The following is a 23,236-nucleotide window of genomic DNA, read 5'->3' on the forward strand; positions in this document are numbered from 1 at the left end:
AGCACCCCTTGGTTTCGCCTTGCTTGCGCAAGGCGACCAGCCGGGGGCTGCGCCCCCGGGCCCCCGCGAGTATTCTGGCCAAGAAGAAGAACGCCGCAGCCCTGCGCTAGCCCGCGTCCAACGCCCGGAACCGTTGTTCCTGCCGGGCGGTCCAGTTGACCGTAAGGCGGATGCCTTCGTCGACCTGCGTCTCGGCCTCGACCACGCCCTGGTCGTAGAGCCAGGCGCGCTTGCGTCCTTCATCGAAGCCGAGCATCAGCGCGCGCCGCGTCCGGGCGTCATCGAGCGCCCGCGTTACAGCCGACAGAAGCGCCTCAAGCCCGGCGCCGGTCCAGGCCGACAGCGTTAGGACGCCGTCATGGCGCGCGGCGGCCGTTTCAAGCGCGGTACGGGCCGCCGGGTCCAGCAGGTCGGTCTTGTTCCAGACCTCTATCTGCGGCGTCTCGGCGGCAACTCCCAGATCGGCTAGGATAGCGCGCACGTCATCGGCCTGCTCCCCGGTCTCGGGGTGGGCGATGTCGCGCACATGCACGACGAGATCGGCCTCCAGCACCTCTTCCAGCGTCGCGCGGAACGCCGCGACCAGCTGCGTCGGCAGGTCGGAAATGAAGCCCACCGTGTCGGACAGAATGACTTTCAGGCCCGTCGGCAGCGTCACTGCCCGCATCGTTGGGTCGAGCGTGGCGAACAGCATGTCCTTGGCCATCACCTCGGCGCCGGTGAGCCGGTTGAACAGCGTCGACTTGCCGGCATTGGTGTAGCCCACCAGCGCCACCACCGGGAACGGCACCTTGCGCCGCGCGGCGCGGTGCAGGTCGCGGGTCTTGGCGACCTTTTCCAGTTGCCGGCGCAACCGGGTGATCGCCTCGTCTATGGCCCTGCGGTCGGCCTCGATCTGGGTTTCGCCGGGGCCGCCGACGAATCCCAGGCCGCCCCTCTGGCGTTCGAGGTGGGTCCAGGCGCGCACCAGCCGCGTGCGCTGGTAGCTAAGCGCGGCCAGTTCCACCTGCAGCACGCCCTCACGGGTGCGGGCGCGCTCGGCGAAGATCTCGAGGATCAGCCCGGTCCGGTCGAGGATTTTGACCTTCCAGTCGCGTTCCAGGTTGCGCTGCTGGACGGGCGTGACGGGGCCGTCGATCAGAACCAGCTCGATCTCGGCCTCGCCTAGGCGCTCAGCCAGTTCCTCGACTTTGCCCGGACCGAACAGCTGTCCCGGGCGGGCCTTCGACAACGGCACGGTCTCGGCGCCGACGATCTCCATGTCGGGCAGCGCCTGGGCCAGGGCCACCGCTTCCTCCAGCGCCGGGGCGGCCTCGCGCCGCGACCGGTCGCTGGCGATGTCGGGGTGCAGCACAAAGGCCCGGGTGACCCGGCGCGCAGACTCCTCACGCAGTTCGGAGCTCAATCCTCACCGTCGTAGAGGTTGATCGGTTGCGAGGGCATGATTGTGGAGATCGCGTGCTTGTAAACGAGCTGACTTTGCCCGTCGCGGCGCAGGAGCACGCAGAAATTGTCGAACCAAGTGATCACACCCTGCAACTTGACCCCGTTGATCAGAAAGATCGTCACCGGGACCTTGGTCTTGCGAACATGGTTAAGGAATGCGTCCTGCAAATTCTGGTTTTTTTCGGCAGCCATTCGGTTATTGCCCTTTTTTCTGGTTCTGCCCTTCCCCGGACAGCCGTCGTTCCGTGCGGGAGAGTATGTCGCGAGGTTTTCGGAGATTCCAGCCCTCTTAACCGGCCTTTACGCCGAAAATTGGCCGCTGCGCCTCAGGTGCGCCAGAAATCCGGGTTCAGCAACGCGATGATCGCCAGCGTCTCGAGTCGGCCCACCACCATCGCCGCGGCGAGGATCATACGTGCGCCATCCCCGAGCGCGGCGTAGGACAGCGCCGCCTCGCTGCCGGCAGAGGCCAGCGGCCCGGTGGTGGTGAGCGCGGCCACGGTCAGGACCATCGAGGCCTCGAATCCAAGCCCGGTCGCGGCAAGCGCGACCATGGTCACGGCAACCGACAATGCGAACAACATGAAGAACACGAAGGCGATCTGCGCGCCCTGCCGCCGCATGCGTCTGGCGAAGGCGCCCGCACCGCCCACCGAGGAGGGATGGACGAGCTTTTCCATCTCGCGCACGCCATGCTTGTAGAGCGCATAGATCCTGAGCAGCTTGACCCCTCCCGCGGTGGTTGCAACACCCCCGCCGAAGACGGCCAGCCCGACCAGGATCAGCCCCGGAGTCGCCAGCCCCGACCAGCTTTGCGCCGCCGCCCAGTCGGCAGATTCGAACCCGGTGGTGGTCAGATAGGAGGTCACCGTGAAGACCGCGCCCCAAAGCGCACGCAACGCCGCGAAAAGGTTCTCCTCGGCGGCCATGTCATAGGCGCCCAGCCAATGGCGGACGAAAAGGAACAACGTCACCGCCCAGGCGATCGCCACCCCCATCCGGATTTCCAGATCGCTCCTGAGCGCTCGCCAGCTTTCGGCGCGGAAATCAAACATGAAGGTGCGCCGCGAGAAGGCGAAGATGAAAAAGCCCCAGAGAAACAACTCGCCGGCAAAACCGCTCTGCCCGCCGGGCACACCGCCCACGGGCGAGATACCCGAGGTCGAGAGGATTGACATCGCGTGGCAAGCGGCGACCAGCGGTCCCTCGCCGGCGACAAGCATGAGCACCCACAGCGCGGCAGTAAGCCCCAGGTAGACAGGAGCGAGACGGCTTGCGAAACGCACAAGCCGGCCGCGCGGGTCCGCGCCCTTCCCGGTCTCGGCCCCGCCGCCAACCGGGTGCGGCGCCGTCGGCGTGCCCGCGCCGGCCCCGGCGGTCACCTCGAAGCCCCCAAGGTTCATTGGCGCCAGGATCGAGATCGCGGTGACCCAGATGAAGAAACCGCCAAGCCAGCCCACCATCGCCCGCCACAGATGAAGCGCGCCCGATACCTGCCCGGGCACATCGTAGAGCGTGGCCCCGGTCGTCGTCAGGCTCGAAACCATCTCGAAATAGCCGTCCAGGAAGCTTGCCCCCGGCACCGACTCCACAACGGGCACCGCCAGCATCAGCGGCAGCACCGTGTAGAAGCTGAGCATTGCCAAGAGGTGGCTACGGGCCTGGTTCGAGACGCGGTTACGGACAGTAGCCAGACCGATCAGCGCGGCCAGCACCGAGAACAGAAGCCCGGAATAGAGGAAACTGCGCGCCGTCAGCCAGTCGCGCTCTGCCAGCGCCACGCCCACGGGCAGGAACATCGCCCCGGCCCCCACGCCCATGAGGATCACCAGAAGCGGAAGGTCGTAGATCCGCCGCAGCATCGGCGCTCAGAAGAAGTCGATGGAGACCTGCAACAGGCGCTCCACTTCGGGGACGTCAGCCGACAGCGCGAAGATCACCACCACATCGCCCTCCTCTATCCGGGTCGAGCCGGTCGGACGGATCACCTTCTCGCCCTTCATCACCGCCCCGACCAGCGCGCCCTCCGGGAAGTCGATCTCCTGCACGCGCTGGCCGCACATCGGCGAGGTCGAGAGCACCTGCGCCTCCAGCACCTCGGCTTCAGCATCGCCGATCGAGTAGACGCCGCGCACCCGGCCGTGACGGACATGGCGCAGGATCGAGCTGACGGTCGTGGCGCGGGGGTTGATATAGGCGTCGATATCGAGGGGGCCCATCAGCGGCACCAGCGAGGGGTCGTTGACCAGGCAGATGGCCATCGGGCAGCCGGCCAGCTTGGCACGCACCGCGGCAAGCAGGTTGGTCTTGTCGTCGTCGGTAACCGCCAGAACGGCGTCGGCGCGCTCGATATTCGCCTCTTCCAGGAGGTTCACGTCGAGCCCGTCGCCGTTGAGCACGATGGTCCGTTCCAACGCATCCGCGGCAATCTCGGCGCGCGTCCGGTCCTTCTCGATGACCTTGGCGCGGATGCGGTCCTCGCGGTTCTCCAGCGCCTCGGCCACGGCCAGTCCGACATTGCCGCCGCCGATGATGACCACCCGCTCCTGCCGTTTCGTGGGCTTGCCGAAGATCTCCAGCGTGCGGTCGATGTCCTCAATATGGGAGAACACGTAGATCTGGTCTTCGGGAAAAAGCTGGTCGTTCGGCTCCGGCGCGAACAGCGTGCCCTCGCGGCGCACGCCCACGACGAGCGCGCGCAATGTCGAGAACAGGTCGGTCAACTGCCTCAGCGGCGTGTTCACCACCGGACAGTCCTCTTCCAGCGTAATCCCCAGCAGTTGCGCCTTGCCGCCAAGAAAGCTCTCGGTATCGAAGGCCGCGGGCGAGGACAGCCGCTGGAGCGCCGCCTCGGCCACCTCGCGCTCGGGGCTGATGACCACATCGATCGGCATGTGGTCGCGCCGGTAAAGGTCGGAATAGATCGCGGTCAGGTAGGATTGCGAGCGCAGCCGCGCGATCTTGCGCGGAATCGCGAAGACCGAATGAGCCACCTGGCAGGTGACCATGTTGACCTCGTCGGACTGCGTGGCCGCGATGATCATGTCGGCATCGCGCGCGCCCGCCCGTTGCAGGATATCGGGATAGGACGCGTGACCGGTGATGCCTTGCACGTCAAGCGCGTCCGTCGCCCGCCGGATCAGGTCGCCGTTGAGATCGACAACGGTGACGTCGTTCCGCTCGCCCGAGAGGTGGCGGGCGATCTGCCAGCCGACCTGGCCCGCGCCGCAGATGATGATCTTCATTCACGCTATCCGACACTGGGCAAAACGCGCCCCATGCATTGCAGAAGGCGCAAGGGGGGTCAATCTGCGGCGGTGTCGGCCTCTTCCTCGTCGTCGACATGGGCGACCCGAGACCCGGCCCGGGCCGAGGTGACGACGCCCAGCGATTTCAGCTTGCGGTGCAGTGCCGAGCGTTCCATGCCGACGAAATTCGCCGTCCGCGAGATATTGCCGCCGAAGCGGTTGATCTGGGTCAGCAGGTATTCGCGCTCGAACAGCTCGCGCGCCTCGCGCAAGGGCAGTGTTGCCAGCCCCGCCGACAGCACAACGCGGCCGTCCTCGGCCGGGCCGTCATTGCTCGCCGGCAGTTCGGCCGAGGCGATCGGCGCGGTGCCCTCGCCCAGGATCAGCACCCGCTCGATCACGTTCTTCAACTGACGCACGTTGCCGGGCCACCCCATTGTCTGGAGCAGCGCCTCGGCCTCGTCCGACAGCGGGCGCAGCGGCAGACCCTGAGACTTGTTGAAACTGGCGATGAAATGGGCGGCGAGCGCAGGGATGTCCTCGCGGCGGTCATCCAGCGCGGGCACGTCGATCGGCACCACGTTGAGCCGGTGATAAAGCTCTTCGCGGAACGTCCCGGCGGCGATCTCGGCATGCAGATCGCGGGTGGTCGACGAAATCACGCGGATGTCGACGCGCACCTTGTCGGTGCCGCCGGCGCGCTGGAACTGCTGGTCGACCAGCACCCGTAGTATCTTGGACTGGGTGCCAAGCGGCATGTCGGCTACCTCGTCGAAATAGAGAATGCCGCCATGGGCCTGTTCCAGCAGCCCGTGCTCGATCCCGCGGGTCGGGCTCTCGCGGCCGAACAGCACCTCCTCCATCCGTTCGGGCTCGATCGAGGCGGAGTTGACTACAACGAAGGGCCCGTTCGCGCGGTTGGACTGGGCGTGGATGTAGCGTGCGGCCACCTCCTTGCCCGACCCCGGCGGGCCTTTCAGCATCACCCGCCCGTTCGACCGGGTCACCTTGTCGAGCTGCGCCTTCAGCGCCTTGAAGATCGGGCTCGACCCGACCATCTCGGCCTGGCTGACATCCTTGCGCCGCAGCTCCTGGTTTTCGCGCCTGAGCCGCGCGGCCTCCATCGCGCGGCGGATCACCACCAGGAGCTGGTCGATGTTGAACGGCTTCTCGATGAAGTCGTAGGCGCCCTGCTTGATCGCCGCGACCGCGATCTCGATATTGCCGTGGCCCGAGATGATGACGATGGGGATGTCGGGGTTGTCGCGCTTGGCCCTGGACAGGATGTCGATCCCGTCCATGTTGCTGTCCTTAAGCCAGATATCGAGGATCATCAGCGCCGGCGGCTCGGCGTTGATCTCGGCCATGCAGGCATCGGAATTGGCGGCGAGCCGCGTGGTGTAGCCCTCGTCCTTGAGGATGTCCGAGATCAGTTCGCGGATGTCGCGCTCGTCGTCGACGATCAGGATATCGCCCATGGTCTACTCCCCAGTTACCGCTCGTTCTTTTGGTGACGTCGTGTCTTCCGCCGCGCCCGTCGGCCCGACGGGCAGGCGGATCCCGGCCCGCGCGCCGCGATGGGTGCCCGGGGCGAAGGGCTCGGCATCGGTCAGGTCCAGCGTGCCGCCATGCTCCTCGATGATCTTCTTGACGATCGGCAGCCCCAGCCCGGTGCCGGAATCGCGCGTCGTCACGTAGGGTTCGAACAGCCGCGCGCGGTCCTCGGGCAGGCCGATACCGTTGTCCTGGATCTCGATCAGCCCGGTTTCGTCGTCGCGCGAAAGTCGCACGCGGATCTCCGGCACGAACCCCTTGGGTGCACCGCGCTCCATAAATGTTTCAATGGCTTCGCCAGCGTTCTTCATTAAGTTCGTGAGCGCCTGGCTGATCATCGTCGCGTCGAGCTGCGCGGGAATTGCCGCCTCGGGCAGGTCGGCGGCGAAGCGCACGCCGGGCTGGCCGCTCTCCTGCAAGACGACCGCGTCCCGCACCAGCGCGGCAAGGTCGACGGGCTTGCGCTCGGGCTCGGGCATCCGGGCGAACTTCGAAAACTCGTCGACGATGCGGCGCAGATCGGCGGTCTGGCGCACGATCACGTCGGTATACTGGTCGAGCGTCTCGGCCTCGTCGCCCGCGGCCGCGCGGAACTTGCGCTTGATGCGTTCCGCCGAAAGCTGGATCGGCGTCAGCGGGTTCTTGATCTCGTGGGCGATGCGGCGGGCGACGTCGCCCCAAGCGGCCATGCGCTGCGCGGTCACGAGGTCGGTCACGTCGTCGAAGGCGATCACGTAGCCCTCGCGCCGACCGTCCGCGCCGCGCCGCGTGGCCATCCGCACCAGCAGGTTCTCCATCCTGCCGCCGCGGATCAGCCGGATCTCCTCCTGCGCGGTGCCGCGCCGGTCGCGGCGCAACCGGTCGAAAAGCGCTGCGAATTCCGGCACCGCGACCTTGAGCTCCTGCCCGCCGTCGCGCGCGTCGTCCAGTTGCAGATGGGTCAGCGCCGAGCGGTTCATGAATTCCACCCGCCCCTCGGCATCGAGCCCGATCACCCCCGCGGTGACCGAGGAGAGCACCGAATCGAACAGCCGACGCCGGCGCTCGGTCTGGCGGTTGTTCTCCAGAAGCGCCTCGCGCTGGCCCTTCAACTGGTGCGTCATCTGGTTGAAGATGCGCCCCAGCATGGCGATCTCGTCGTCGCCGTCCTCTTCCTTAACGCGCACGTCGAAATCGCCCGCGCCCACCCGCTGCGCCGCGCCCGCCAGCCGGCCGACGGGTCGCGACAGCCGCTCGGCGAACCACAGGCCCAGCCACACTGCCGCGAGGATCAGGATCACGGCGAAGCCGAGGTAGAGCAGGCCAAACTCGAACAGCACCCGCCCTCGCTCGCTTTCGAGCTGACGGTAGAGGCGCGAGGTCTCCTGGGTGTCGTCGAGCAGGCTCAGCAGGTCGCCATCCACGTTGCGCGAGATGTAGAGCAAGCGATCCGCATAGGCGTCGAGCGAGAGCAGAGCGCGGAACTCGTTGTTGTCCCAGTCCTCGAGGATGACGGTCTCGCCCTCGGCGGCGCGGGCGATCTCGGCCGGAGCGGGCTGTTCATAGTCGAAGAGATAGGAACGCTCGCCCCGCGCCTTGATCTCGCCGCCCCCGTCGATGACGTATGCCTCCTTCAGCCCGCGCTGAACCCGCGCCTGGGCCTGGGTCAGAAGCTGGCGCAACTCACCGTCCGACAGGAAGAACATCCCCTGCCGCGCGACGTTCAGATAGCCTGCCAGCGTGCGCGCATCGGCCGCAAGATCGCGGCGGTGTTCGTCCTCATAGGCTTCGGCCGCGGCGAGCGAGGCGCCCACGGCGTTGCGCACGCGCTCGGAAAACCATCCCTCGAGCCCGATATTGATGGTCAGACCGGCAAAGACCGCCACCAGCACCGTGGGCACAAGCGCGACCATGGCGAAGACGCCGGTCAGCCGCAGGTGCAGCCGCGAGCCCGCCGAATGCCGCCGCCGCGCGGCAACCATGCGAGCGATCCGGCGAAATACCAGCGTGGCGACGACCAGCGAATAGACGAGATCGGCCAGCAGCAGTGCGCGCAGCCCGGTAGAGGTCGCGCCCTGGTCGAGCGGGCCGAGCAGGAGGAACGTGCCGACGGCAAGCAGCGGGCCCAGAACGACGAGCCCCAATGTCGCCGCGTTCTGCGCGCGCCGCGACGGCCGCCACTGGAAGAACCGCTCGAGGGCCATCCGGCCCGTGGCGCTTGCCACTTGTCGCCTCTTTCGCTAAGGCCGCGCCTGGCGCGCGGACTGCTCCCCGTTGAGGCGGCGAATCTGCGCTTTCGCCGCCACGTTCTGTTGCGAAATTACATCAATTTGCGGCGACGTGTCACGCGAATATCGAGGTCGGTGATCTTCTTGCGCAGCGTATTCCGGTTGATTCCCAGTAAATCCGCACACTTGGCCTGGTTTCCCCCTGTGGCGTCCAGCGCGATCTCGATCAGCGGAAACTCCACCTCGCGCAGGATCCGGGCGTAAAGGCCCGGTGGCGGCAGCACGCCGCCATGCAGGTCGAAATAGCGCCGCAGATGCTTGGCGACCGAGGCAGACAGCTTTTCGCCGTCGCCGCCGCCCACCAGTGGCTCGATTTCGGGCTGGTTGCCCAGCACCGCCTCGACCTCTGCGCGGGTGATGACCTCTTCCGGGCTGGTGACCACGAGGCGGCGGATCGTGTGCTCCAGCTGGCGCACGTTGCCCGGCCAGCTATAGGCGCGGATCAGGTCCATCGCGTCGGAGGCGAGCACCCGCGGCTGGGCCCCATCACGCTCGCCCCGCGCCAGGAAGTGCTCGGCGAGCAGCGGGATGTCGTCGACCCGCTCGCGGAGGGACGGCACGGCGATGGTCACGCCGCCGAGGCGGTAGAACAGATCCTGCCGGAACTCGCCGGCCTCCATCCGCGCCATCAGGTCCGTCTGGCTGGTGGCCATGGCGCGCGGGGCATTGTCGCCGAACGCGTCCAGCATCCGCACGATGCGCCCCTGCGCCTCTTCGTCCAGATCGGAAACCTCGTCGAACAGGATCGAACCGCCCTTGGCGCGTGAGACCAGTGCCGAGGGGCCGTCGACGCCTTCGAGATCGGCGGCAGCGGCGATCACGAAGGGCAGTGAACGGCGGTCGGAGAAATCGTGGATCGCACGGGCGATCAGCGACTTGCCGGTGCCCGACTCCCCGGTGATCAGCACCGGCAGGTCGGCGTTCATCACCCGCGCCACCAAACGATAAAGCGCCTGCATCTGCGGTGTGCGCCCGACAAGCGGCAGGTCGTCCTGCTCGTCCGGCGGCTCGGGCACCTCGCGGGTCGGACGCACGCGGCGCTTGGTCTCCAGCGCGCGGGCCGCCCGCTTCATGAGGTCGGGCAGGTCGAACGGCTTGGGCAGATAGTCGTAGGCCTCCGCCTCGGCAGCCTGGATCGCGGTCATGATCGTGTTCTGGGCCGAGATCACGATCACGGGCAGGCCGGGGCGTTCCTCGCCGATCTTGGGCAGCATTTCCAGACCGTTGCCGTCGGGCATGACCACGTCCGAGATCACCAGGTCGCCCTTGCCCTCGCCCACCCAGCGCATCAGCGTCGTCAGCGACGAGGTCGCGTGCACCTTGCAGCCCGCGCGGGTCAGCGCTTGCGTCAGCACGGTGCGGATCGTGCGGTCGTCGTCGGCGACAAGAACGGTTCCGTCCATCAGGTCTCATCCTCTCGGGGTTTGGGGGCGACGGGCAAAGAGATGCGGAAGACGGTGCGCCCGGGCACCGAGTCGACCGCAATCCAGCCGCCGTGGTCGGAGACGATCTTGGAGACCAGCGCGAGGCCCAGCCCGGTGCCGTTCTCGCGGCCCGAAACGAAGGGCTCGAAAATGTCGCCGGCGATCTCGGTGGGCAGGCCGGGGCCGTCGTCGATGATCTCGACCTGCAGCGGCACCGGCACGCCCGAGCCGTCCGGGTGACGCAAGCGTAGCGACTGTTCGTAGAAGGTGTGCAGCCGGATCGTGCCGCCATCTGGCCCAGCCGCCTGGGCGGCGTTGCGGATGAGGTTGGAAAACACCTGCATCAGCTGGTCGGGATCCGCCCAGGTGGGCGGCAGCGAGGGGTCGTAATCCTCCTCGATCTTCATATGCGCGGCATAGCTGACCGTCGCCGATTTCCGCGCCCGGTCCAGGACATCGTGGATGTTGACCGCCCGGCACTTGGGCGGGCTGAGGTTGCCGAACTGTTCCACCTGGTCGAGCAGCGCCACGATCCGACGGCTTTCGGCGACGATCAGGTCGGTCAGCTCCAGGTCGCTGCCGCTGAGGTTCATCGACAGGAGTTGCGCCGCCCCGGTGATGCCGGCGAGCGGGTTCTTGATTTCGTGGGCCAGCATCTCGGCCATGCCGATGGCGGATTTCGCCGCCGTCTTCACCGAATGCGCCCGCCCCAGCCGCCCGGCCAGTTCACGCGGCGAAACCAGCAAAAGCACATGCTTGGCCTGGTCGTTCATCGGCGCGATCTGCAGGTTGCACTGCACCGGCGCCCGCGCCCCGGCCGTCACGTCGACATCGTTGATGAACAGCGCCGCGTGGTTTGCGCGAACCCGCGCGAAGGCCTCGTCCAGCGGCGCATCCACGGCGAGCCGGTCGAAGACAGGCATGTCGCGCAGTGTCCTGAGCGTGGCGTTCATGAACAGCTCGGCGGCGGGGTTGATCGCGGCGATGCGGTCCTCGGCGTCCAGAAGGAAGGCCGGGATCGGCAGCGCAGTCCAGATCGCGTCATGGCCAAGGCTCATGCGGCCACCCGCTCGCCGCGCGCGCCGAGCGCCTCCGGCAGGTACGCCAGCACGCAGGCCGGGTCGTGCGCAGTCAGCACCGTGCGGCGCATATCGTTCGGGGTGCCTGCTTCGGCCATGTACCAGCCCAGGTGCTTGCGGATCACCCGCGCGCCCAGCTCCCGACCGTAGAACGCAAGTGCGGACTCGTAATGGCCGCAGACCATGTCGGCGAAGGCTGCGCCTTTCGGAGCGTCGGGGAAAGGACGGCCCTCCAGCGCGGCGGCAATCTGCGCCAGGAGCCACGGCCGCCCCTGCGCGCCGCGGCCGACCATAACGCCATCGGCACCCGATTGCGCGAGCGCACGGCCTGCCGTTGCACCGTCGACGATGTCGCCATTGGCGATGACAGGCACGTCCACCGCCCGTTTCACCGCGCGGATCGCGGCCCAGTCGGCCACCCCCTTGTAGAATTGGCAGCGGGTGCGGCCATGAACGGTGATCATCCGCACGCCGGCCGCCGCCGCACGCCGCGCAAGCTCCGTTGCGTTCCGCATGTCGTCGTCCCAGCCGAGCCGCATCTTGAGCGTGACCGGTACGCGGACCGCGCCCACCACCGCCTCGATCAGCCGAAGCGCCCGGTCTGGGTCGCGCATCAGCGCCGAGCCCGACAGGCCGCCCGTCACCTTCTTGGCCGGGCAGCCCATGTTGATGTCGATGATACGCGCGCCCTGGTCGGCGACCATGGCAGCGGCCCGCGCCATCCAGGCGGGGTCGCGCCCAGCCAGCTGGACCGCGGTCGCCGATCCGTCGAGACCAAGCGCGGCCCGCTCGCGCACGCCGGGCTTGGCCTGCACCATCTCCTGGCTTGCCACCATCTCCGAGACGACCAGGCCGGCGCCGAAGGAGGCCACCAACCGCCGAAATGGCAGATCGGTGATCCCGGCCATCGGAGCCAGCAGCACCGGCGGGGCGAGCGTCATGTTTGCCAACTGAATGGACAAGTGATTAAACCTTGTGCATTTCTCTCGGATGTAGAACGCGCTTGTCGGAAATACAATTCATGGCCTGCCAGTGCGACGCCCGAAACACGAATTGCTTGAAATTTAAGCAGGTCATACCGCCACATTGCCCCATTGCCCCGCAGCGCCGCCCCGCCTAAGAAGCCAGCGACGGTGTGAGAGAGGCAGATGACAGTCACGGCGATCATCGTGGCCGCGGGGCGCGGCACCAGGGCGGGCGGTGACCGTCCCAAGCAATATCAGACGCTTGCGGGGCGCCCAATGCTGGCGCACACCTTGGCCGCCTTTATGGCGCATCCCCGAGTCGACGCGCTGGTGGCGGTGGTTCATCCCGAGGATGACGCGTTTTTCACCGATGTGGCGGGGGTGTTGGCGGCCGAGGTCACCCCGGTTCGAGGCGGCGCCACCCGCGACGCCTCGGTCATGGCCGGGGTCGACGCCGTGCCCGGAGGCACGACGCGGGTTCTGATCCATGACGGCGCGCGGCCTCTGGTGAATGCGGACCTGATCGACCGGGTGATCGACGCGCTGGACACCCATCCCGGCGCCGCCCCCGCGCTGCCGGTGACCGATGCGCTCTGGCGGGGCGCGGAGGGCTTGGTCGAGACCCCCCACCCGCGCGACGGGCTCTATCGCGCGCAGACGCCCCAAGGATTCCGGCTGGATGCAATTCGCGCTGCCCATGGCGCGCATCCGGGCGGCGCAGCCGACGATGTCGAGGTGGCTCTGGCCGCCGGGCTGTCCGTGGCGATCGTCGCGGGCGACGAAGACAACATCAAGATCACCCACGGCCCGGATTTCGCCCGCGCCGAACGGGTCCTCAGGGAGAGGGACATGGATATTCGCACCGGCAACGGTTTCGACGTGCACGCCTTCTGCGAGGGCGACGGAGTGATTCTCTGCGGCGTAAAGGTGCCGCACGACAAGGCGCTCAAGGGCCACTCGGACGCCGATGTCGGCATGCATGCGGTGACCGACGCGATCTACGGGGCGCTGGCCGAGGGCGATATCGGCACGCATTTCCCGCCTTCCGACCCGCAATGGAAGGGCGCGGCTTCCGACATCTTCCTCAAGCATGCCGTTGGCCGGGTGGCCGAGCGCGGCTTCCGCATCGCCAATGCCGATCTCACTCTGATCTGCGAACGGCCCAAGATCGGTCCCGTGGCAGGCGCGATGCGAACCGAGATGGCGCGACTGATGGGACTCGACGAGGACCGGATCAGCGTGAAAGCCACGACCTCGGAACGGCTTGGCTTCACCGGGCGCGAAGAAGGGATCGCGGCGCTTGCCACCGTGACGCTGGTGCGACCGTGATGCTGGCCCGCATGGTCGCAACCCTATTCGGCGTGGGCTTCCTGCGGCCGGCTTCGGGCACCTGGGGGTCGCTGGCCGCGTTGCCGCTGTTCTGGGCGCTCCACGTCCTCGGCGGGCCGTGGCTGGCCCTGGGCGCCACTGCGCTGGTCACGCTAGCGGGCTGGTGGGCGGTGCGCGACGCCTCCCGCGGCACCACCGACCCGGATCGCAGCGAATATGTAATCGACGAAGTGGCAGGCATGTGGCTCGCGCTCATGCCGGTCTCGTTCGGGGCAGCGGTGGCCGGTGTCGGCGTTCTCGACCTCTATCCCGGCTGGATCGCGGCGTTCCTCGGCTTCCGCCTCTTCGACATCTGGAAGCCGGGCCCCATCGGCTGGGCGGATCGCCAGAACACGCCCCTCGGCGTGATGCTGGACGACGTGCTGGCCGGGTTTGCCGCCGGGCTTTTGGTCATTGCGCTGGCGGCCGTGTCGCATATTTTCCTGCTATGACCATTCGACCCGACACCCTCGTTGCCCTCGCCCGCGAGCGCGGCATCACGATCGCCGCCGCCGAAAGCTGTACCGGCGGCATGCTCGCGGCGGCCATCACCGACATACCCGGCGCGTCCAAGATGTTCGACTGCGGGTTCGTCACCTATTCCAACGCGGCCAAGCAGGCGTTGCTGGACGTGCGGGCCGAGACGCTGGCGGCGCATGGCGCGGTGTCGGAGGCGGTCGCCACCGAGATGGCGCAAGGCGCGCTCGATCGCTCGGCGGCGGATTTCGCCGTGGCCATTACCGGCATCGCGGGGCCCGGCGGCTCGGACCACAAGCCCGAAGGCCGGGTCTGCTTTGCCCTTGCCCGCCGCGGCGCGGAGGTCGAGACCGAGATGGTGGATTTCGGCCGGCTCGGGCGGGACCGGGTCCGCGCGGCGAGCCGGGACCACGCGCTCTCGATGCTGACCGAGGCTATCGGCGAGGCCGAATAACCGCGCGGCTTGCCGCGCTTCGGGAGATCGGTGCCCAAAGGCTTCCCCCAGCGCTGCCGGGCGTTCCCCTATGCTCAGGCCTCCTCGGTGAGGCCAAGCCCCGCCAAGGTGGCGCCAAGCGCTTCCGGGTCCGGCCCCTCGCTAGCCATGCAACTCTCCCACAGTCGCGCCGCGCGACCCGGCCCGAGCAGGCTCTCGGCCTTCGCCCGCAGCCTCTGTGCGCGGGTGTCTATCGCCAGCGGCGCATCGAGGTCATGCGACGCCTCCGCAGCACCGGTCGCGGTCTCCACGATCACACGCGCCGCGGTCTCGGGCATGGACTCGTCCACCGCCACCGTCACCCGGTCTCGCAGGGCGACCAACGCGGGGTCAACGCAGGCCGCGTCGGAAAACGTGGCGAGCGCGGCGGTGTCGCGTCCCGCAAGCACCATCGCCGCGATCAGCCGATAACTGAACTTGGCGCCAAGCCCAGTCTGCGGGGCGGGCTGATTACAGACCTTCAGCCAGCGCGGATGAGTTAGAACGGTCACCCCGCGCACGGTCGCCGGATCCAGCGGGGTCAGGGTCTTCAGCGCCTCGATCATCGCTTGCGTGCCATGGCAGCATGCATGGAACTTGTGGCTCACGCCTTCGAACAGCCAGTGGCGGCCCAGACCGTCCAGCGCATCCCGCGCGGCGCTGCCCCCATGGGTTTCACCGAAGCCCTGCGTGCCGTCGAACCCGTCGGGTGTCGAAACGAAGCCGCGGGCCGCCAGTTGCGCCGCCTCGGCGCCATTCGCGGCGGCAATGCCGGCGTTGTAGGGCTTGCCCATGGTACCGAACTGCGATTTCAGTCCAGAGGCGCGGGTGGAGACCAATCCCACAGCCTGCGCCCCGTCGGCGCCCAGAAGCCGCGCACCGGCCAGCGCCGCCCCGAAGGCGCCCGCTGTCGCCGTCTGGTGAAATCCGGCCTGGTAATGACTGCGCCCCAGCCAGATGCCGACACGGATCGACGCTTCGACCCCGACCAGCGCCGCCTCGAGAAAGGCCCGTGCGTCCGCGCCCGTCTTCTGCGCAAGCGCCAGCGCGGCAGGGACCACGGCCACCGACGGGTGGCCGATATGGGCGAAATGGGTGTCGTCGTAGTCGAGCGCGTGGGAGACCGCGCCATTGGCCAGCGCCGCCGCCCGCGCCGGCACCCGCGCCGCGGCGCCGACCAGCCCGGCCTGCGCCGCCCCGCCTTCCTCGCGCACCATGTCGCGCACCAGACGCGCGACGGGTTCGTCGGCACCGGCCAGCGCGCAGGCCGCCCAGTCGAAGACCGACAGACGCATCATCCGCTCGGACGCTTCGGTGCCGCGCGCCGAGTCCGCGAATTCGGCCAGTTCTTCGGTGATCCTGCCCATGCGCCCCTCCTCTCGCGCCAGACTGCCCCGGCCTCGCGGCACCTTCAAGGGCCATGAGCGGAGGTCAGCAGTGTGCTGTGCCGTAAAGCTCTTCGGCGCGCTCCTCGAAGGCGCGCACGATGCGCTGCATCGCCTCGTTGAACACCGCCCCGATCACGCTTTGCAGCACCCGGTTCTTGAACTCGAAATCGACGAAGAAATCGACCTTGCAACGCCGTTCGCCGATATCTTCGAACTTCCAGTGCGACTTGAGGTAGCGGAACGGCCCGTCGAGATACTCGGTGTCGATCCGGTAGAGGTCTGGCCAGAGGGTCACCCGGCTGCCGAAGCGCTCGCGGAACACCTTGAACGAGATCACAAGGTCGGCCTCCATGACCTCGTGATCTCCGAACGGGGTGCGTGAGCGGATGCGCGCCGCTGCCGTCCAGGGGAGGAATTTCGGATAGGAGGCGACATCGGCGACGAGGTCATACATCTCCTGCGCCGAATACGGCATCTCGCGGTTCTCGGAATGTCTCGGCATGATCCCGCTTTGCTGCTGACAGTGGGCTGCCATTTCTGCTAGTGAGCAGCCGAAATCAAGGGGGAAGGCATGGGCAAGCGACCCTATGTCATAGACGAGATGCTCTCGGCCAAGACGATCGCCGCCCGGGTCGAGGCGCTGGCCGCCGAGATCGCCCGGCATTTCGCCGACAGCGACAAGCTCGTGGTCGTCGGACTCCTGCGCGGCTCCTTCGTGTTCATTGCCGATCTCGTGCGCGAGTTGCGCCGGCCTGTGGAGGTCGATTTCATCGAGACCTCGTCCTACGGCAATGCCACCGAAAGCTCGCGCGAAGTGCGCATCCTCAAGGACCTTCGCGGCAAGATCGAGGGGCGCGACGTTCTGGTGGTCGAGGACATCGTCGATACCGGGCACACGCTGTCGCACGTTCTGCACTTGCTGCAGGCGCGCGCGCCGCGTCGGCTTGAATGCTGCGCGCTACTCGACAAGCCCTCGCGGCGCGAGGTGGGCGTTAAGGCGACCTGGGTCGGGTTCGAGATCCCCGACGAGTTCGTGGTTGGCTACGGCATCGACTATGCCCAGCTCAACCGCAATCTGCCCTTCATCGGCGCGGTGCGGTTCACCGGGTAACGCTGCACTGGCTGCAGCGGGCAAGGCGTTGGGTGCACACCCCGCCAAGCGCGCGGCGGGTGGCTTTCATCCTTGCCGTCTTGGCGCTCTGCCTTAGGCTGGCCTTGGTGGACCGGCTGCTTGGCTGGCCCGACTGGCTGACGGTCAGTTCGGGCGGGCGTGGCCGGATCGGGATGTGAGGCTCGCAGCGCCCTTGCCGTCGTCCCGCCCGGCCCTAGCCTTGCCGCCGGGAAAGGAGGCCGTCATCAGTACATTCGCGAACCGCTCGCTTGCGCCCGTCACGGTCGTACAGCTCATTGCCGGCATGGCGCTTTTCGGCTCGGCCACGCCGATGAGCAAGATCATCGGCGACGCGTTTCCGGTCTTCACGGCGTCCTTCGCGCGGATGGTGATCGCGAGCGCGGTACTCGCGCCAATCGTCTGGCTGACAACCGCGCGCTTCACCGAGATGCGGCGGTCGGACCTGTGGGTGATGATGGGGATCGCTGCGGCCGGCATGGTGGGCTTCACCGCGACGATGCTGTTCGGGATGCGCCTGACCACCGGCGTGATCGGCGCGACGATCATGAGCTCGACCCCCGCGGTCACGGCGCTGGCCGCCGTTCTGTTCCTCGGCGCGGCCATGAACTGGCGCAAGGCCGGCGCACTGTCGCTGGCCGTGGCGGGCTGCGTCGCGATCAACCTGCTGCGTGATCCCGGAGCGGGCGACGGTGACGCGGTGGCGCTGGGCGCAATACTCGTGGCACTCGCCGTTTGCCTTGAGACCGCCTTCACGCTTCTCTCGCGCCGTCTGTCGGAGGGGATCACGTCGCTCGAGGCGACGCTTGGCGCCTCGCTCATGGCGATGCCGCTGTTCGTGGCGCTGGCGCTGATATTCGACTCCGCGCCTTTCCAGCCGCTTGACGCAGGGGCCTGGGATTGGGCTGCGCTGGTCTACTGGGGCGCGGCCACCGGGGGCCTGGCGCCGGTTCTATGGTATCGCGGGGTGCGCAGCGCGCCCGGGGCGTTGACCGCCGCCAGCATGGCGGTGATGCCGCTGACCGCCCTCGGGCTGTCCTACCTGCTGCTCGGCGAGGCGTTCCGCTGGGTGCACCTTCTGGGCTTCGGGCTGGTCTTTGCCGGGCTCGCCCTGATGATCCTGGAACAGGCTACGCGGGACTGAGCCCGCCGGCACAACGAAAAAGGGCCGTGCCACGGCACGGCCCCTTTCCATGGATCGAGAAACGCCTCAACGCTTGGAGAACTGGAAGCTGCGGCGAGCCTTCCGGCGGCCGAACTTCTTGCGTTCGACCACGCGGCTGTCGCGGGTCAGGAACCCCGCGGCCTTGAGCGGCGCCCGCAGGCTGGGATCATAAAGCTGCAGCGCCTTGGAGATGCCGTGCTTGACGGCCCCGGCCTGGCCCGACAGCCCGCCGCCCTTGACGGTGGCCTGCACGTCGAACTGGTCTTCCACGCCGGCCACAGTGAAGGGCTGACGCAGGATCATCTGCAGCACCGGGCGCGCGAAGTACTTGTTGATTTCCTTGCCGTTGACCGAGACCTTGCCCGAGCCCGGCTTGATCCAGACGCGGGCCACCGCGTCTTTGCGCTTGCCGGTGGCGTAGGACCGGCCCAACTCGTCGCGGACGGGTTCGCGCGGGGTTTCCGCTTCGGCGACGACCGCGGCCTCGCCCGAGACGACCTCGTTCAACTGATCGAGGGATTTCACTTCTTCGGCCATCATGCGCTCCGGGTATTCTTGGCGTTCAGGGACTTGACGTCCAGCACTTCGGGCTGCTGCGCCTCGTGCGGGTGTTCGGCCCCGGCATAGACGCGCAGGTTGGTCATCTGCTTGCGCGACAGGCGGTTGCCCGGCAGCATCCGCTTCACGGCCTGCATCACCACGCGTTCGGGGTGCTCGCCGTCCAGGATCTGCTCGGCGGTGCGGTGCTTGATGCCACCCGGGTAGCCGGTGTGCCAGTAGTACTTCTTGTCCCAGCGCTTCTTGCCAGTCATCTGCACCTTGTCGGCGTTGATGACAATGACGTTGTCGCCCATGTCCATGTGGGGCGTGAAGGTCGCCTTGTGCTTGCCGCGCAGGCGCATGGCGACGATCGAGGCGAGACGGCCCAGCACGACGCCTTCGGCGTCGATGAGGATCCATTTCTTTTCGATCTCCGCCGGGGTCGCGGTGTAGGTTTTCATGGTGCTGCCCTATCGGCTGAATGGTCCTGGACGGGCGCGGTTGCCCCGTCCCCTCGGATGGCGCAGTTCTAAGGATTTCGCACGTCCAGTCAAGCGCACCAGTCATGAATTTCCCGTGGATTATCAGTGTGCTGCAATTTAGGTATTATACTACCTCATCTTTTCATCCACGACGTGCGGCGCATTCGAATGGTTTGCGCAGACCAGTAACATTTGATTTTTCGGCCGGCCCGCCCCACCACACTCTCGCTGGATGGAGCGCTTTTCGCCGTCGTGATCACCGACGCGGACCCGGACATTCGGAATGTGTCTCGACAGACGAAAGCTTTCCAACAAAAGACAGCTTCCATGAACCTGGCAAGACTTCGACTCGCCGCCCGGATGCTGCTGGGTGCGCCGCCAGCGTTCTGAGTGCATTCTCTGCCGATGAAGACACCGCAACGGCGGTGACGGCAACGGTCGATGGCCTCCGCATGGCGCTTGGCACCCTGAACGCCAATGCCTCTGTCCAAGGCGACCCGAACGGGCGCAGCGAGATCAACTTGAACGCGGCGTCCGATGCGGTCTCGGGCCGCAACGCGTTTCCAGGCAATTCCTTCAATGCGGAGGTCGCTCTAAGCGCCGGCAGCCTCCGACGAGCCCATGCAGCGCGGCTTGTCCGGCGGTTTCTCCGGCGGCTTCGACTTCTTCAGCGCCGAGATCCTGTTCACCCCGATCGGGAACACGGTGTTCCACGTCGTCTTCTTCGCCCTCGCGGACAAGGACACGCCGGCCATGACCCGCGGGCTTTGCATGGCGGTCCACCGATGTGCAAACGGATACCGGGGGCACCCATGTCGTTCTTCGACAGCGCCGACGCGCTGCGTTTCGGGCACTCCATTGCGCCCGGAGGCAACGCGCCCTGTCCTTTCTCGGCGTGACCTTAACCGAGGCCGAGGTCGCTCGGGAGGGGATCGACGCGGGACTGGACGGGTTCGCCTCGATCGGACGGACGGTTCCAACTACGGCGAACCCGTGGCCGCAATCCCCGCGGTGCCGCTACCGGCCTCTCTGGCGGTGCTGCCGCGCGGCCTGGCCGGGGCCTGGGCCTCATGCAACGACGCAAACGCCACTGAACGGATCCGATGAAGGAGAGCCCAAGGCGCGGCAGATCCGCAACGCCGCGCCCGTTCGGGAGAATTCGGGGCCGCGCGACCGAAAATCTCTTGATCGACTCAACCGAAACCCCTAGGTGCGCTCCACACGATCGGAACCGATCCCAACTTCGGATTTCCCGGGGGGGCGCTAAGGGACCGACTGGATTCAATCTGCTGGTCAGAAGGGGAGCGCCATGAAAGACGCCAACCTCTTCCAACTGGGGATCGGTCTGGAGACAGGCGCCCATGCGGAAGACACCCGCAGCCACTCGGCTGCACCCATAACCCGCGACGTGTTCGACGACACCCGCGACGATCACTTCATCCGCCGTGACGGCCGCGTGTTCGCCGGCACCCATCTCATCATCGAGGTGGTGAACGGTCACGGGCTCGACGACGAGACGCGCATCCAGAACGCATTCCGCGACTGCGTGGATGAATGCGGCGCAACGCTGCTGCACATCCATACGCACAAGTTCAGCCCCCAGGGCGTGAGCGGCGTGGCGGTGCTGGCCGAAAGCCACATCTCCGTCCACACCTGGCCCGAAATCGGCTATGGTGCCTTCGACGTGTTCATGTGCGGCGATGCAGAGCCATGGCGGGCTGTCGACGTGCTGGCCCGCGCCTTCGGGACCGAGGATGTCCGCGTGAAGGAACTGCTGCGCGGCGACGGCCTGGTGAGCGAAGAACAGGCGGCATGACCGACTGGGTCCGCGAAACGCTGCACCGCGACTACGCGCAATCCCTGCGCGTGGAGCGCATGCTTTATGACAGCGAAACCGACCATCAGCGGCTGAAAGTGTTCGAGAACGGCACCTTCGGCCGCGTGCTCACGCTGGACGACGTGGTGCAGACTACCGAGGGCGACAATTTCATCTATCACGAGATGATGACCCATGTGCCGATCCTGGCCCATGGCGCGGCACGGCGCGTGCTGATCGTCGGCGGCGGCGATGGCGGCATGGCGCGCGAGGTGTTGCGACACGAGAGCGTCGAGCATGTCACCATGGTCGAGATCGACGGCGGTGTTGTCGAGTTCTCGAAGGACTACCTGCCGATGCTCAGCAAGGGCGCCTTCGACGATCCGCGCCTGACACTGGTGATCGACGACGGCGCGGCCTTCATGAAGAGCACCGGCGACAAGTTCGATGTCATCATCGTCGACTCCACCGACCCGATCGGGCCGGGCGAGGTGCTGTTCACCGACACATTCTACGGCCACGCCAAGCGCGCCCTGACGGAACGCGGTATCCTCGTCACGCAGAACGGCGTGCCCTTCCTGCAAGGCGAAGAACTGACGAACACGATGCGCGCCTTCAAGGCGTTGTTCGCCGACTGGGGCTGCTATCTCGCCACCATTCCTACCTATGCCGGCGGCCCGATGGCCTTCGGCTGGGGCACCGATGGCGATGCGGGGGCCGTTTCGGCAGAGGTTCTCGCCGACCGCTTCGCCGCCGCCAGGATCGAGACTGCGTACTACACCCCCGAGGTACACAAGGGCGCCTTCGCGCTGCCCGGTTACGTCAAGCGGCTGATGCCCTGACAGCCCCGCCTTTCCGTGCGATGATGGGCCAGCCCGACCATCCACGCTGAGGAGGAGCCATGCCCGCACGATCCAAGGCCCAGCAAAAAGCCGCCGGCGCCGCGCTCGCGGCGAAGCGCGGAGAGATGAACCCCTCCGCGCTGCAGGGCGCGTCGAAGGACATGCATGACACCATGAGCGAGGCGGAGCTGGAAGACGTTGCCGCGACCGCGCGCGAGGACTTGCCCGACCGGGTCAAAGGCGACGACTGAGCGCTAGCGCGGCGGGATCGAATACGTCAGCCCAGCCCGCGCCACCGCGCCCTCCATCCCGTCGGAAAAGATCAACGCATCGCCCACGGCAAGCGCCCGGCCCAGCTTCAGCAGCCGCGCCTCGCAGACGAGGTCGCGACCCGCGACGGGCTTGCGCATGAAGTCGATGGAGCAGTTCGTCGTCACCGCCAGCGCCTTCGGCCCGATCATTGCCAGCACCGCAAGGTAGATCCCGACGTCGGCCAGCGCGAACATCGACGGCCCCGACACCGTGCCGCCGGGCCGCAGGTGACGCTCGGCCACCGGCATCCGCATCCGGACCCGCATGGGGGCCACCTCCTCGATCACGAAATCATCGCCGACCTGCGGAAACTCGCGCGCAAGGAACGCCTCGAGTGCATTCCGGTCCATCACCACGTCCATGGGCTTTTCCCTCGTCCCTTTGGCGCGTAGTCTTCGCGGCAAACGGGAGGAGAGACAAGATGACCGAGATCCTGTCACGCAAGGATGCTGGCGGCATTGCCACGCTGACCCTGAACGCGCCCGACCGGCTGAACGCCCTGTCGGATGCCATGCTGGCCGCGCTTCAGACCCAGATCGACGCGCTTGCCGACGACCCTGCGACGCTGGTGGTGATCCTGAAAGGCGCCGGCAAGGCGTTCTGCGCGGGCCACGATCTGAAAGAGATGCAGGCTGGACGGCAGGCCGAGGATGGCGGCCAGGCCTATTTCGCCGACCTCTTCGCGCGCTGCACCAAGGTGATGACCGGCCTCATCCGCCTGCCCCAGCCCGTGATCGCCGCGCCCCACGGCATCGCCACCGCGGCGGGCTGCCAGCTCGTGGCCTCCTGCGACCTTGCAATCGCGGCCGAGGGCACGCGGTTCGGGGTGAACGGGGTGAATATCGGGCTGTTCTGCTCCACGCCAATGGTCGCGCTGTCGCGAAACATCCCACGCAAGCAGGCCTTCGAGATGCTGACGACAGGCGAATTCATCGAATGCGACCGGGCCGAGGCGCTGGGACTGATAAACCGGGCGGTGCCTCATGAGCGGCTTGAGACCGAAAGCCGCGCCCTCGCCGAAACGCTGGCGAAGAAACTCAACCCGGCGGTGCGCATCGGCAAACGGACTTTCTACGAACAACTCGAGATGAGGCTCGATGCCGCCTATGCCCATGCGGGGTCCGTGATGGTGGAGAACATGATGTGGCGCGATACCGACGAGGGAATCAGCGCCTTCCTGGAAAAACGCCCGCCGAACTGGCGGACGTGATGATCGCGATCGGGGCCGGGCAAGAGGTCGCCCGGCCCTGATCCGTGGGCCT

The 23,236-nt window shown here is 67.1% G+C and carries 24 protein-coding genes; 9 read left to right on the plus strand and 15 right to left on the minus strand.

Translation table 11 applies throughout. The features are described from left to right. Nucleotides 1–106 precede the first annotated feature (106 nt). The 9 genes from hflX to dusB form a co-directional block, all read right to left on the minus strand. On the minus strand, nucleotides 107–1,405 hold the full coding sequence (hflX, locus tag BUR28_RS04065; protein ID WP_074218962.1) for a GTPase HflX: 1,299 nt from the start codon (nucleotides 1,403–1,405) through the stop codon (nucleotides 107–109). Further along, the gene (gene hfq, locus BUR28_RS04070) at nucleotides 1,402–1,638 is read right to left on the minus strand and encodes an RNA chaperone Hfq (protein ID WP_074218963.1); all 237 of its coding nucleotides are present in this window, start codon (nucleotides 1,636–1,638) and stop codon (nucleotides 1,402–1,404) included. The genes hflX and hfq overlap by 4 nt, the downstream gene beginning before the upstream one ends. A gap of 134 nt (nucleotides 1,639–1,772) precedes the next feature. Then, nucleotides 1,773–3,308 carry a TrkH family potassium uptake protein gene (locus BUR28_RS04075; protein ID WP_074218964.1) on the minus strand — a complete coding sequence of 512 codons (1,536 nt, stop codon included), beginning with the start codon at nucleotides 3,306–3,308 and terminating at the stop codon, nucleotides 1,773–1,775. Nucleotides 3,309–3,314: 6 nt separating this feature from the next. Further along, nucleotides 3,315–4,691, minus strand: coding sequence for a Trk system potassium transporter TrkA (gene trkA / locus BUR28_RS04080; RefSeq protein WP_074218965.1), 1,377 nt, complete (start codon nucleotides 4,689–4,691; stop codon nucleotides 3,315–3,317). 59 nt (nucleotides 4,692–4,750) lie between these two features. Next, nucleotides 4,751–6,172: a nitrogen assimilation response regulator NtrX gene (locus BUR28_RS04085; protein ID WP_074218966.1), complete on the minus strand. Its 1,422-nt coding sequence runs from the start codon at nucleotides 6,170–6,172 to the stop codon at nucleotides 4,751–4,753. A gap of 3 nt (nucleotides 6,173–6,175) precedes the next feature. Further along, complete coding sequence (locus tag BUR28_RS04090; protein ID WP_074218967.1) at nucleotides 6,176–8,431, minus strand: sensor histidine kinase NtrY-like; 2,256 nt, start codon at nucleotides 8,429–8,431, stop codon at nucleotides 6,176–6,178. 116 nt (nucleotides 8,432–8,547) lie between these two features. Continuing rightward, nucleotides 8,548–9,918 carry a response regulator gene (locus BUR28_RS04095; RefSeq protein WP_074218968.1) on the minus strand — a complete coding sequence of 457 codons (1,371 nt, stop codon included), beginning with the start codon at nucleotides 9,916–9,918 and terminating at the stop codon, nucleotides 8,548–8,550. Beyond that, nucleotides 9,918–10,997 (minus strand): two-component system sensor histidine kinase NtrB, encoded by a 1,080-nt coding sequence (locus BUR28_RS04100; protein ID WP_074218969.1) that lies wholly within the window; start codon nucleotides 10,995–10,997, stop codon nucleotides 9,918–9,920. The genes BUR28_RS04095 and BUR28_RS04100 overlap by 1 nt, the downstream gene beginning before the upstream one ends. Continuing rightward, entirely contained in the window at nucleotides 10,994–11,959 is a 966-nt protein-coding gene (dusB, locus tag BUR28_RS04105; RefSeq protein WP_074218970.1) for a tRNA dihydrouridine synthase DusB, read from the minus strand. The genes BUR28_RS04100 and dusB overlap by 4 nt, the downstream gene beginning before the upstream one ends. A 207-nt stretch (nucleotides 11,960–12,166) precedes the next feature. On the opposite strand from dusB, the gene BUR28_RS04110 reads away from it, so the two are divergent. From BUR28_RS04110 to BUR28_RS04120, 3 genes are read left to right on the plus strand one after another with little or no spacing between them, the layout of a single operon-like run. Beyond that, nucleotides 12,167–13,312, plus strand: a complete 1,146-nt coding sequence (locus BUR28_RS04110; RefSeq protein WP_074218971.1) for a bifunctional 2-C-methyl-D-erythritol 4-phosphate cytidylyltransferase/2-C-methyl-D-erythritol 2,4-cyclodiphosphate synthase — start codon at nucleotides 12,167–12,169, stop codon at nucleotides 13,310–13,312. An 11-nt stretch (nucleotides 13,313–13,323) separates the two neighbouring features. After that, nucleotides 13,324–13,803, plus strand: coding sequence for a phosphatidylglycerophosphatase A family protein (locus tag BUR28_RS04115; protein ID WP_254813683.1), 480 nt, complete (start codon nucleotides 13,324–13,326; stop codon nucleotides 13,801–13,803). After that, nucleotides 13,800–14,282 carry a CinA family protein gene (locus tag BUR28_RS04120; protein WP_074218973.1) on the plus strand — a complete coding sequence of 161 codons (483 nt, stop codon included), beginning with the start codon at nucleotides 13,800–13,802 and terminating at the stop codon, nucleotides 14,280–14,282. The genes BUR28_RS04115 and BUR28_RS04120 overlap by 4 nt, the downstream gene beginning before the upstream one ends. Nucleotides 14,283–14,356: 74 nt before the next feature. Here BUR28_RS04120 and BUR28_RS04125 read toward each other — a convergent pair whose 3' ends face one another. Together BUR28_RS04125 and BUR28_RS04130 are read right to left on the minus strand one after the other, a co-directional pair. Continuing rightward, on the minus strand, nucleotides 14,357–15,667 hold the full coding sequence (locus BUR28_RS04125; RefSeq protein WP_074218974.1) for an MmgE/PrpD family protein: 1,311 nt from the start codon (nucleotides 15,665–15,667) through the stop codon (nucleotides 14,357–14,359). A gap of 64 nt (nucleotides 15,668–15,731) precedes the next feature. Further along, a complete protein-coding gene (locus BUR28_RS04130) occupies nucleotides 15,732–16,190 on the minus strand; it encodes a type II toxin-antitoxin system RatA family toxin (protein ID WP_074218975.1) in 459 nt (152 codons plus the stop codon). Nucleotides 16,191–16,259: 69 nt separating this feature from the next. On the opposite strand from BUR28_RS04130, the gene hpt reads away from it, so the two are divergent. Both hpt and BUR28_RS04140 read left to right on the plus strand, forming a co-directional pair. Continuing rightward, nucleotides 16,260–16,799 (plus strand): hypoxanthine phosphoribosyltransferase, encoded by a 540-nt coding sequence (hpt, locus tag BUR28_RS04135; RefSeq protein ID WP_074218976.1) that lies wholly within the window; start codon nucleotides 16,260–16,262, stop codon nucleotides 16,797–16,799. Between the two features lie 304 nt (nucleotides 16,800–17,103). Then, nucleotides 17,104–17,961: a DMT family transporter gene (locus tag BUR28_RS04140; RefSeq protein WP_256370872.1), complete on the plus strand. Its 858-nt coding sequence runs from the start codon at nucleotides 17,104–17,106 to the stop codon at nucleotides 17,959–17,961. A gap of 66 nt (nucleotides 17,962–18,027) precedes the next feature. On the opposite strand, the gene rpsI is transcribed toward BUR28_RS04140, so the two are convergent. The 3 genes from rpsI to BUR28_RS19860 form a co-directional block, all read right to left on the minus strand. Beyond that, nucleotides 18,028–18,519, minus strand: coding sequence for a 30S ribosomal protein S9 (gene rpsI, locus BUR28_RS04145; RefSeq protein WP_074218978.1), 492 nt, complete (start codon nucleotides 18,517–18,519; stop codon nucleotides 18,028–18,030). Further along, a complete protein-coding gene (gene rplM / locus BUR28_RS04150) occupies nucleotides 18,519–18,983 on the minus strand; it encodes a 50S ribosomal protein L13 (RefSeq protein ID WP_074218979.1) in 465 nt (154 codons plus the stop codon). The genes rpsI and rplM overlap by 1 nt, the downstream gene beginning before the upstream one ends. A gap of 614 nt (nucleotides 18,984–19,597) precedes the next feature. Further along, entirely contained in the window at nucleotides 19,598–19,759 is a 162-nt protein-coding gene (locus BUR28_RS19860) for a hypothetical protein (protein ID WP_175566888.1), read from the minus strand. 554 nt (nucleotides 19,760–20,313) lie between these two features. Here BUR28_RS19860 and speD point away from each other — a divergent pair. The 3 genes from speD to BUR28_RS04165 are packed head-to-tail and all read left to right on the plus strand — an operon-like array spanning nucleotide 20,314 to nucleotide 21,913. Beyond that, nucleotides 20,314–20,820 carry an adenosylmethionine decarboxylase gene (speD, locus tag BUR28_RS04155; protein ID WP_074218980.1) on the plus strand — a complete coding sequence of 169 codons (507 nt, stop codon included), beginning with the start codon at nucleotides 20,314–20,316 and terminating at the stop codon, nucleotides 20,818–20,820. After that, a complete protein-coding gene (gene speE, locus BUR28_RS04160; protein ID WP_074218981.1) occupies nucleotides 20,817–21,662 on the plus strand; it encodes a polyamine aminopropyltransferase in 846 nt (281 codons plus the stop codon). Before speD ends, speE begins: the two co-directional genes overlap by 4 nt. Before the next feature lie 59 nt (nucleotides 21,663–21,721). Further along, complete coding sequence (locus BUR28_RS04165) at nucleotides 21,722–21,913, plus strand: DUF3008 family protein (RefSeq protein ID WP_074218982.1); 192 nt, start codon at nucleotides 21,722–21,724, stop codon at nucleotides 21,911–21,913. 3 nt (nucleotides 21,914–21,916) lie between these two features. Here BUR28_RS04165 and BUR28_RS04170 read toward each other — a convergent pair whose 3' ends face one another. After that, nucleotides 21,917–22,336, minus strand: coding sequence for a PaaI family thioesterase (locus BUR28_RS04170; RefSeq protein ID WP_074218983.1), 420 nt, complete (start codon nucleotides 22,334–22,336; stop codon nucleotides 21,917–21,919). A gap of 59 nt (nucleotides 22,337–22,395) precedes the next feature. Here BUR28_RS04170 and BUR28_RS04175 point away from each other — a divergent pair, with 59 nt between their 5' ends. Continuing rightward, nucleotides 22,396–23,184, plus strand: a complete 789-nt coding sequence (locus tag BUR28_RS04175) for an enoyl-CoA hydratase (protein WP_074218984.1) — start codon at nucleotides 22,396–22,398, stop codon at nucleotides 23,182–23,184. Nucleotides 23,185–23,236: the final 52 nt, after the last annotated feature.

The sequence above is a fragment of the Rhodovulum sp. ES.010 genome, assembly GCF_900142935.1.
Taxonomy (GTDB): domain Bacteria; phylum Pseudomonadota; class Alphaproteobacteria; order Rhodobacterales; family Rhodobacteraceae; genus Rhodovulum.

Coding starts and splice junctions, on each gene's coding strand:
- hfq (WP_074218963.1), bottom strand. CDS start 1,638: ATGGCTGCCGAAAAAAACCAGAATTTGCAGGACGCATTCCTTAACCAT.
- BUR28_RS04075 (WP_074218964.1), bottom strand. CDS start 3,308: ATGCTGCGGCGGATCTACGACCTTCCGCTTCTGGTGATCCTCATGGGC.
- trkA (WP_074218965.1), bottom strand. CDS start 4,691: ATGAAGATCATCATCTGCGGCGCGGGCCAGGTCGGCTGGCAGATCGCC.
- BUR28_RS04085 (WP_074218966.1), bottom strand. CDS start 6,172: ATGGGCGATATCCTGATCGTCGACGACGAGCGCGACATCCGCGAACTG.
- BUR28_RS04090 (WP_074218967.1), bottom strand. CDS start 8,431: ATGGCCCTCGAGCGGTTCTTCCAGTGGCGGCCGTCGCGGCGCGCGCAG.
- BUR28_RS04095 (WP_074218968.1), bottom strand. CDS start 9,918: ATGGACGGAACCGTTCTTGTCGCCGACGACGACCGCACGATCCGCACC.
- BUR28_RS04100 (WP_074218969.1), bottom strand. CDS start 10,997: ATGAGCCTTGGCCATGACGCGATCTGGACTGCGCTGCCGATCCCGGCC.
- dusB (WP_074218970.1), bottom strand. CDS start 11,959: ATGACGCTCGCCCCGCCGGTGCTGCTGGCTCCGATGGCCGGGATCACC.
- BUR28_RS04110 (WP_074218971.1), top strand. CDS start 12,167: ATGACAGTCACGGCGATCATCGTGGCCGCGGGGCGCGGCACCAGGGCG.
- BUR28_RS04115 (WP_254813683.1), top strand. CDS start 13,324: ATGGTCGCAACCCTATTCGGCGTGGGCTTCCTGCGGCCGGCTTCGGGC.
- BUR28_RS04120 (WP_074218973.1), top strand. CDS start 13,800: ATGACCATTCGACCCGACACCCTCGTTGCCCTCGCCCGCGAGCGCGGC.
- BUR28_RS04125 (WP_074218974.1), bottom strand. CDS start 15,667: ATGGGCAGGATCACCGAAGAACTGGCCGAATTCGCGGACTCGGCGCGC.
- BUR28_RS04130 (WP_074218975.1), bottom strand. CDS start 16,190: ATGCCGAGACATTCCGAGAACCGCGAGATGCCGTATTCGGCGCAGGAG.
- hpt (WP_074218976.1), top strand. CDS start 16,260: ATGGGCAAGCGACCCTATGTCATAGACGAGATGCTCTCGGCCAAGACG.
- BUR28_RS04140 (WP_256370872.1), top strand. CDS start 17,104: ATGGCGCTTTTCGGCTCGGCCACGCCGATGAGCAAGATCATCGGCGAC.
- rpsI (WP_074218978.1), bottom strand. CDS start 18,519: ATGGCCGAAGAAGTGAAATCCCTCGATCAGTTGAACGAGGTCGTCTCG.
- rplM (WP_074218979.1), bottom strand. CDS start 18,983: ATGAAAACCTACACCGCGACCCCGGCGGAGATCGAAAAGAAATGGATC.
- BUR28_RS19860 (WP_175566888.1), bottom strand. CDS start 19,759: ATGGCCGGCGTGTCCTTGTCCGCGAGGGCGAAGAAGACGACGTGGAAC.
- speD (WP_074218980.1), top strand. CDS start 20,314: ATGAAAGACGCCAACCTCTTCCAACTGGGGATCGGTCTGGAGACAGGC.
- speE (WP_074218981.1), top strand. CDS start 20,817: ATGACCGACTGGGTCCGCGAAACGCTGCACCGCGACTACGCGCAATCC.
- BUR28_RS04165 (WP_074218982.1), top strand. CDS start 21,722: ATGCCCGCACGATCCAAGGCCCAGCAAAAAGCCGCCGGCGCCGCGCTC.
- BUR28_RS04170 (WP_074218983.1), bottom strand. CDS start 22,336: ATGGACGTGGTGATGGACCGGAATGCACTCGAGGCGTTCCTTGCGCGC.
- BUR28_RS04175 (WP_074218984.1), top strand. CDS start 22,396: ATGACCGAGATCCTGTCACGCAAGGATGCTGGCGGCATTGCCACGCTG.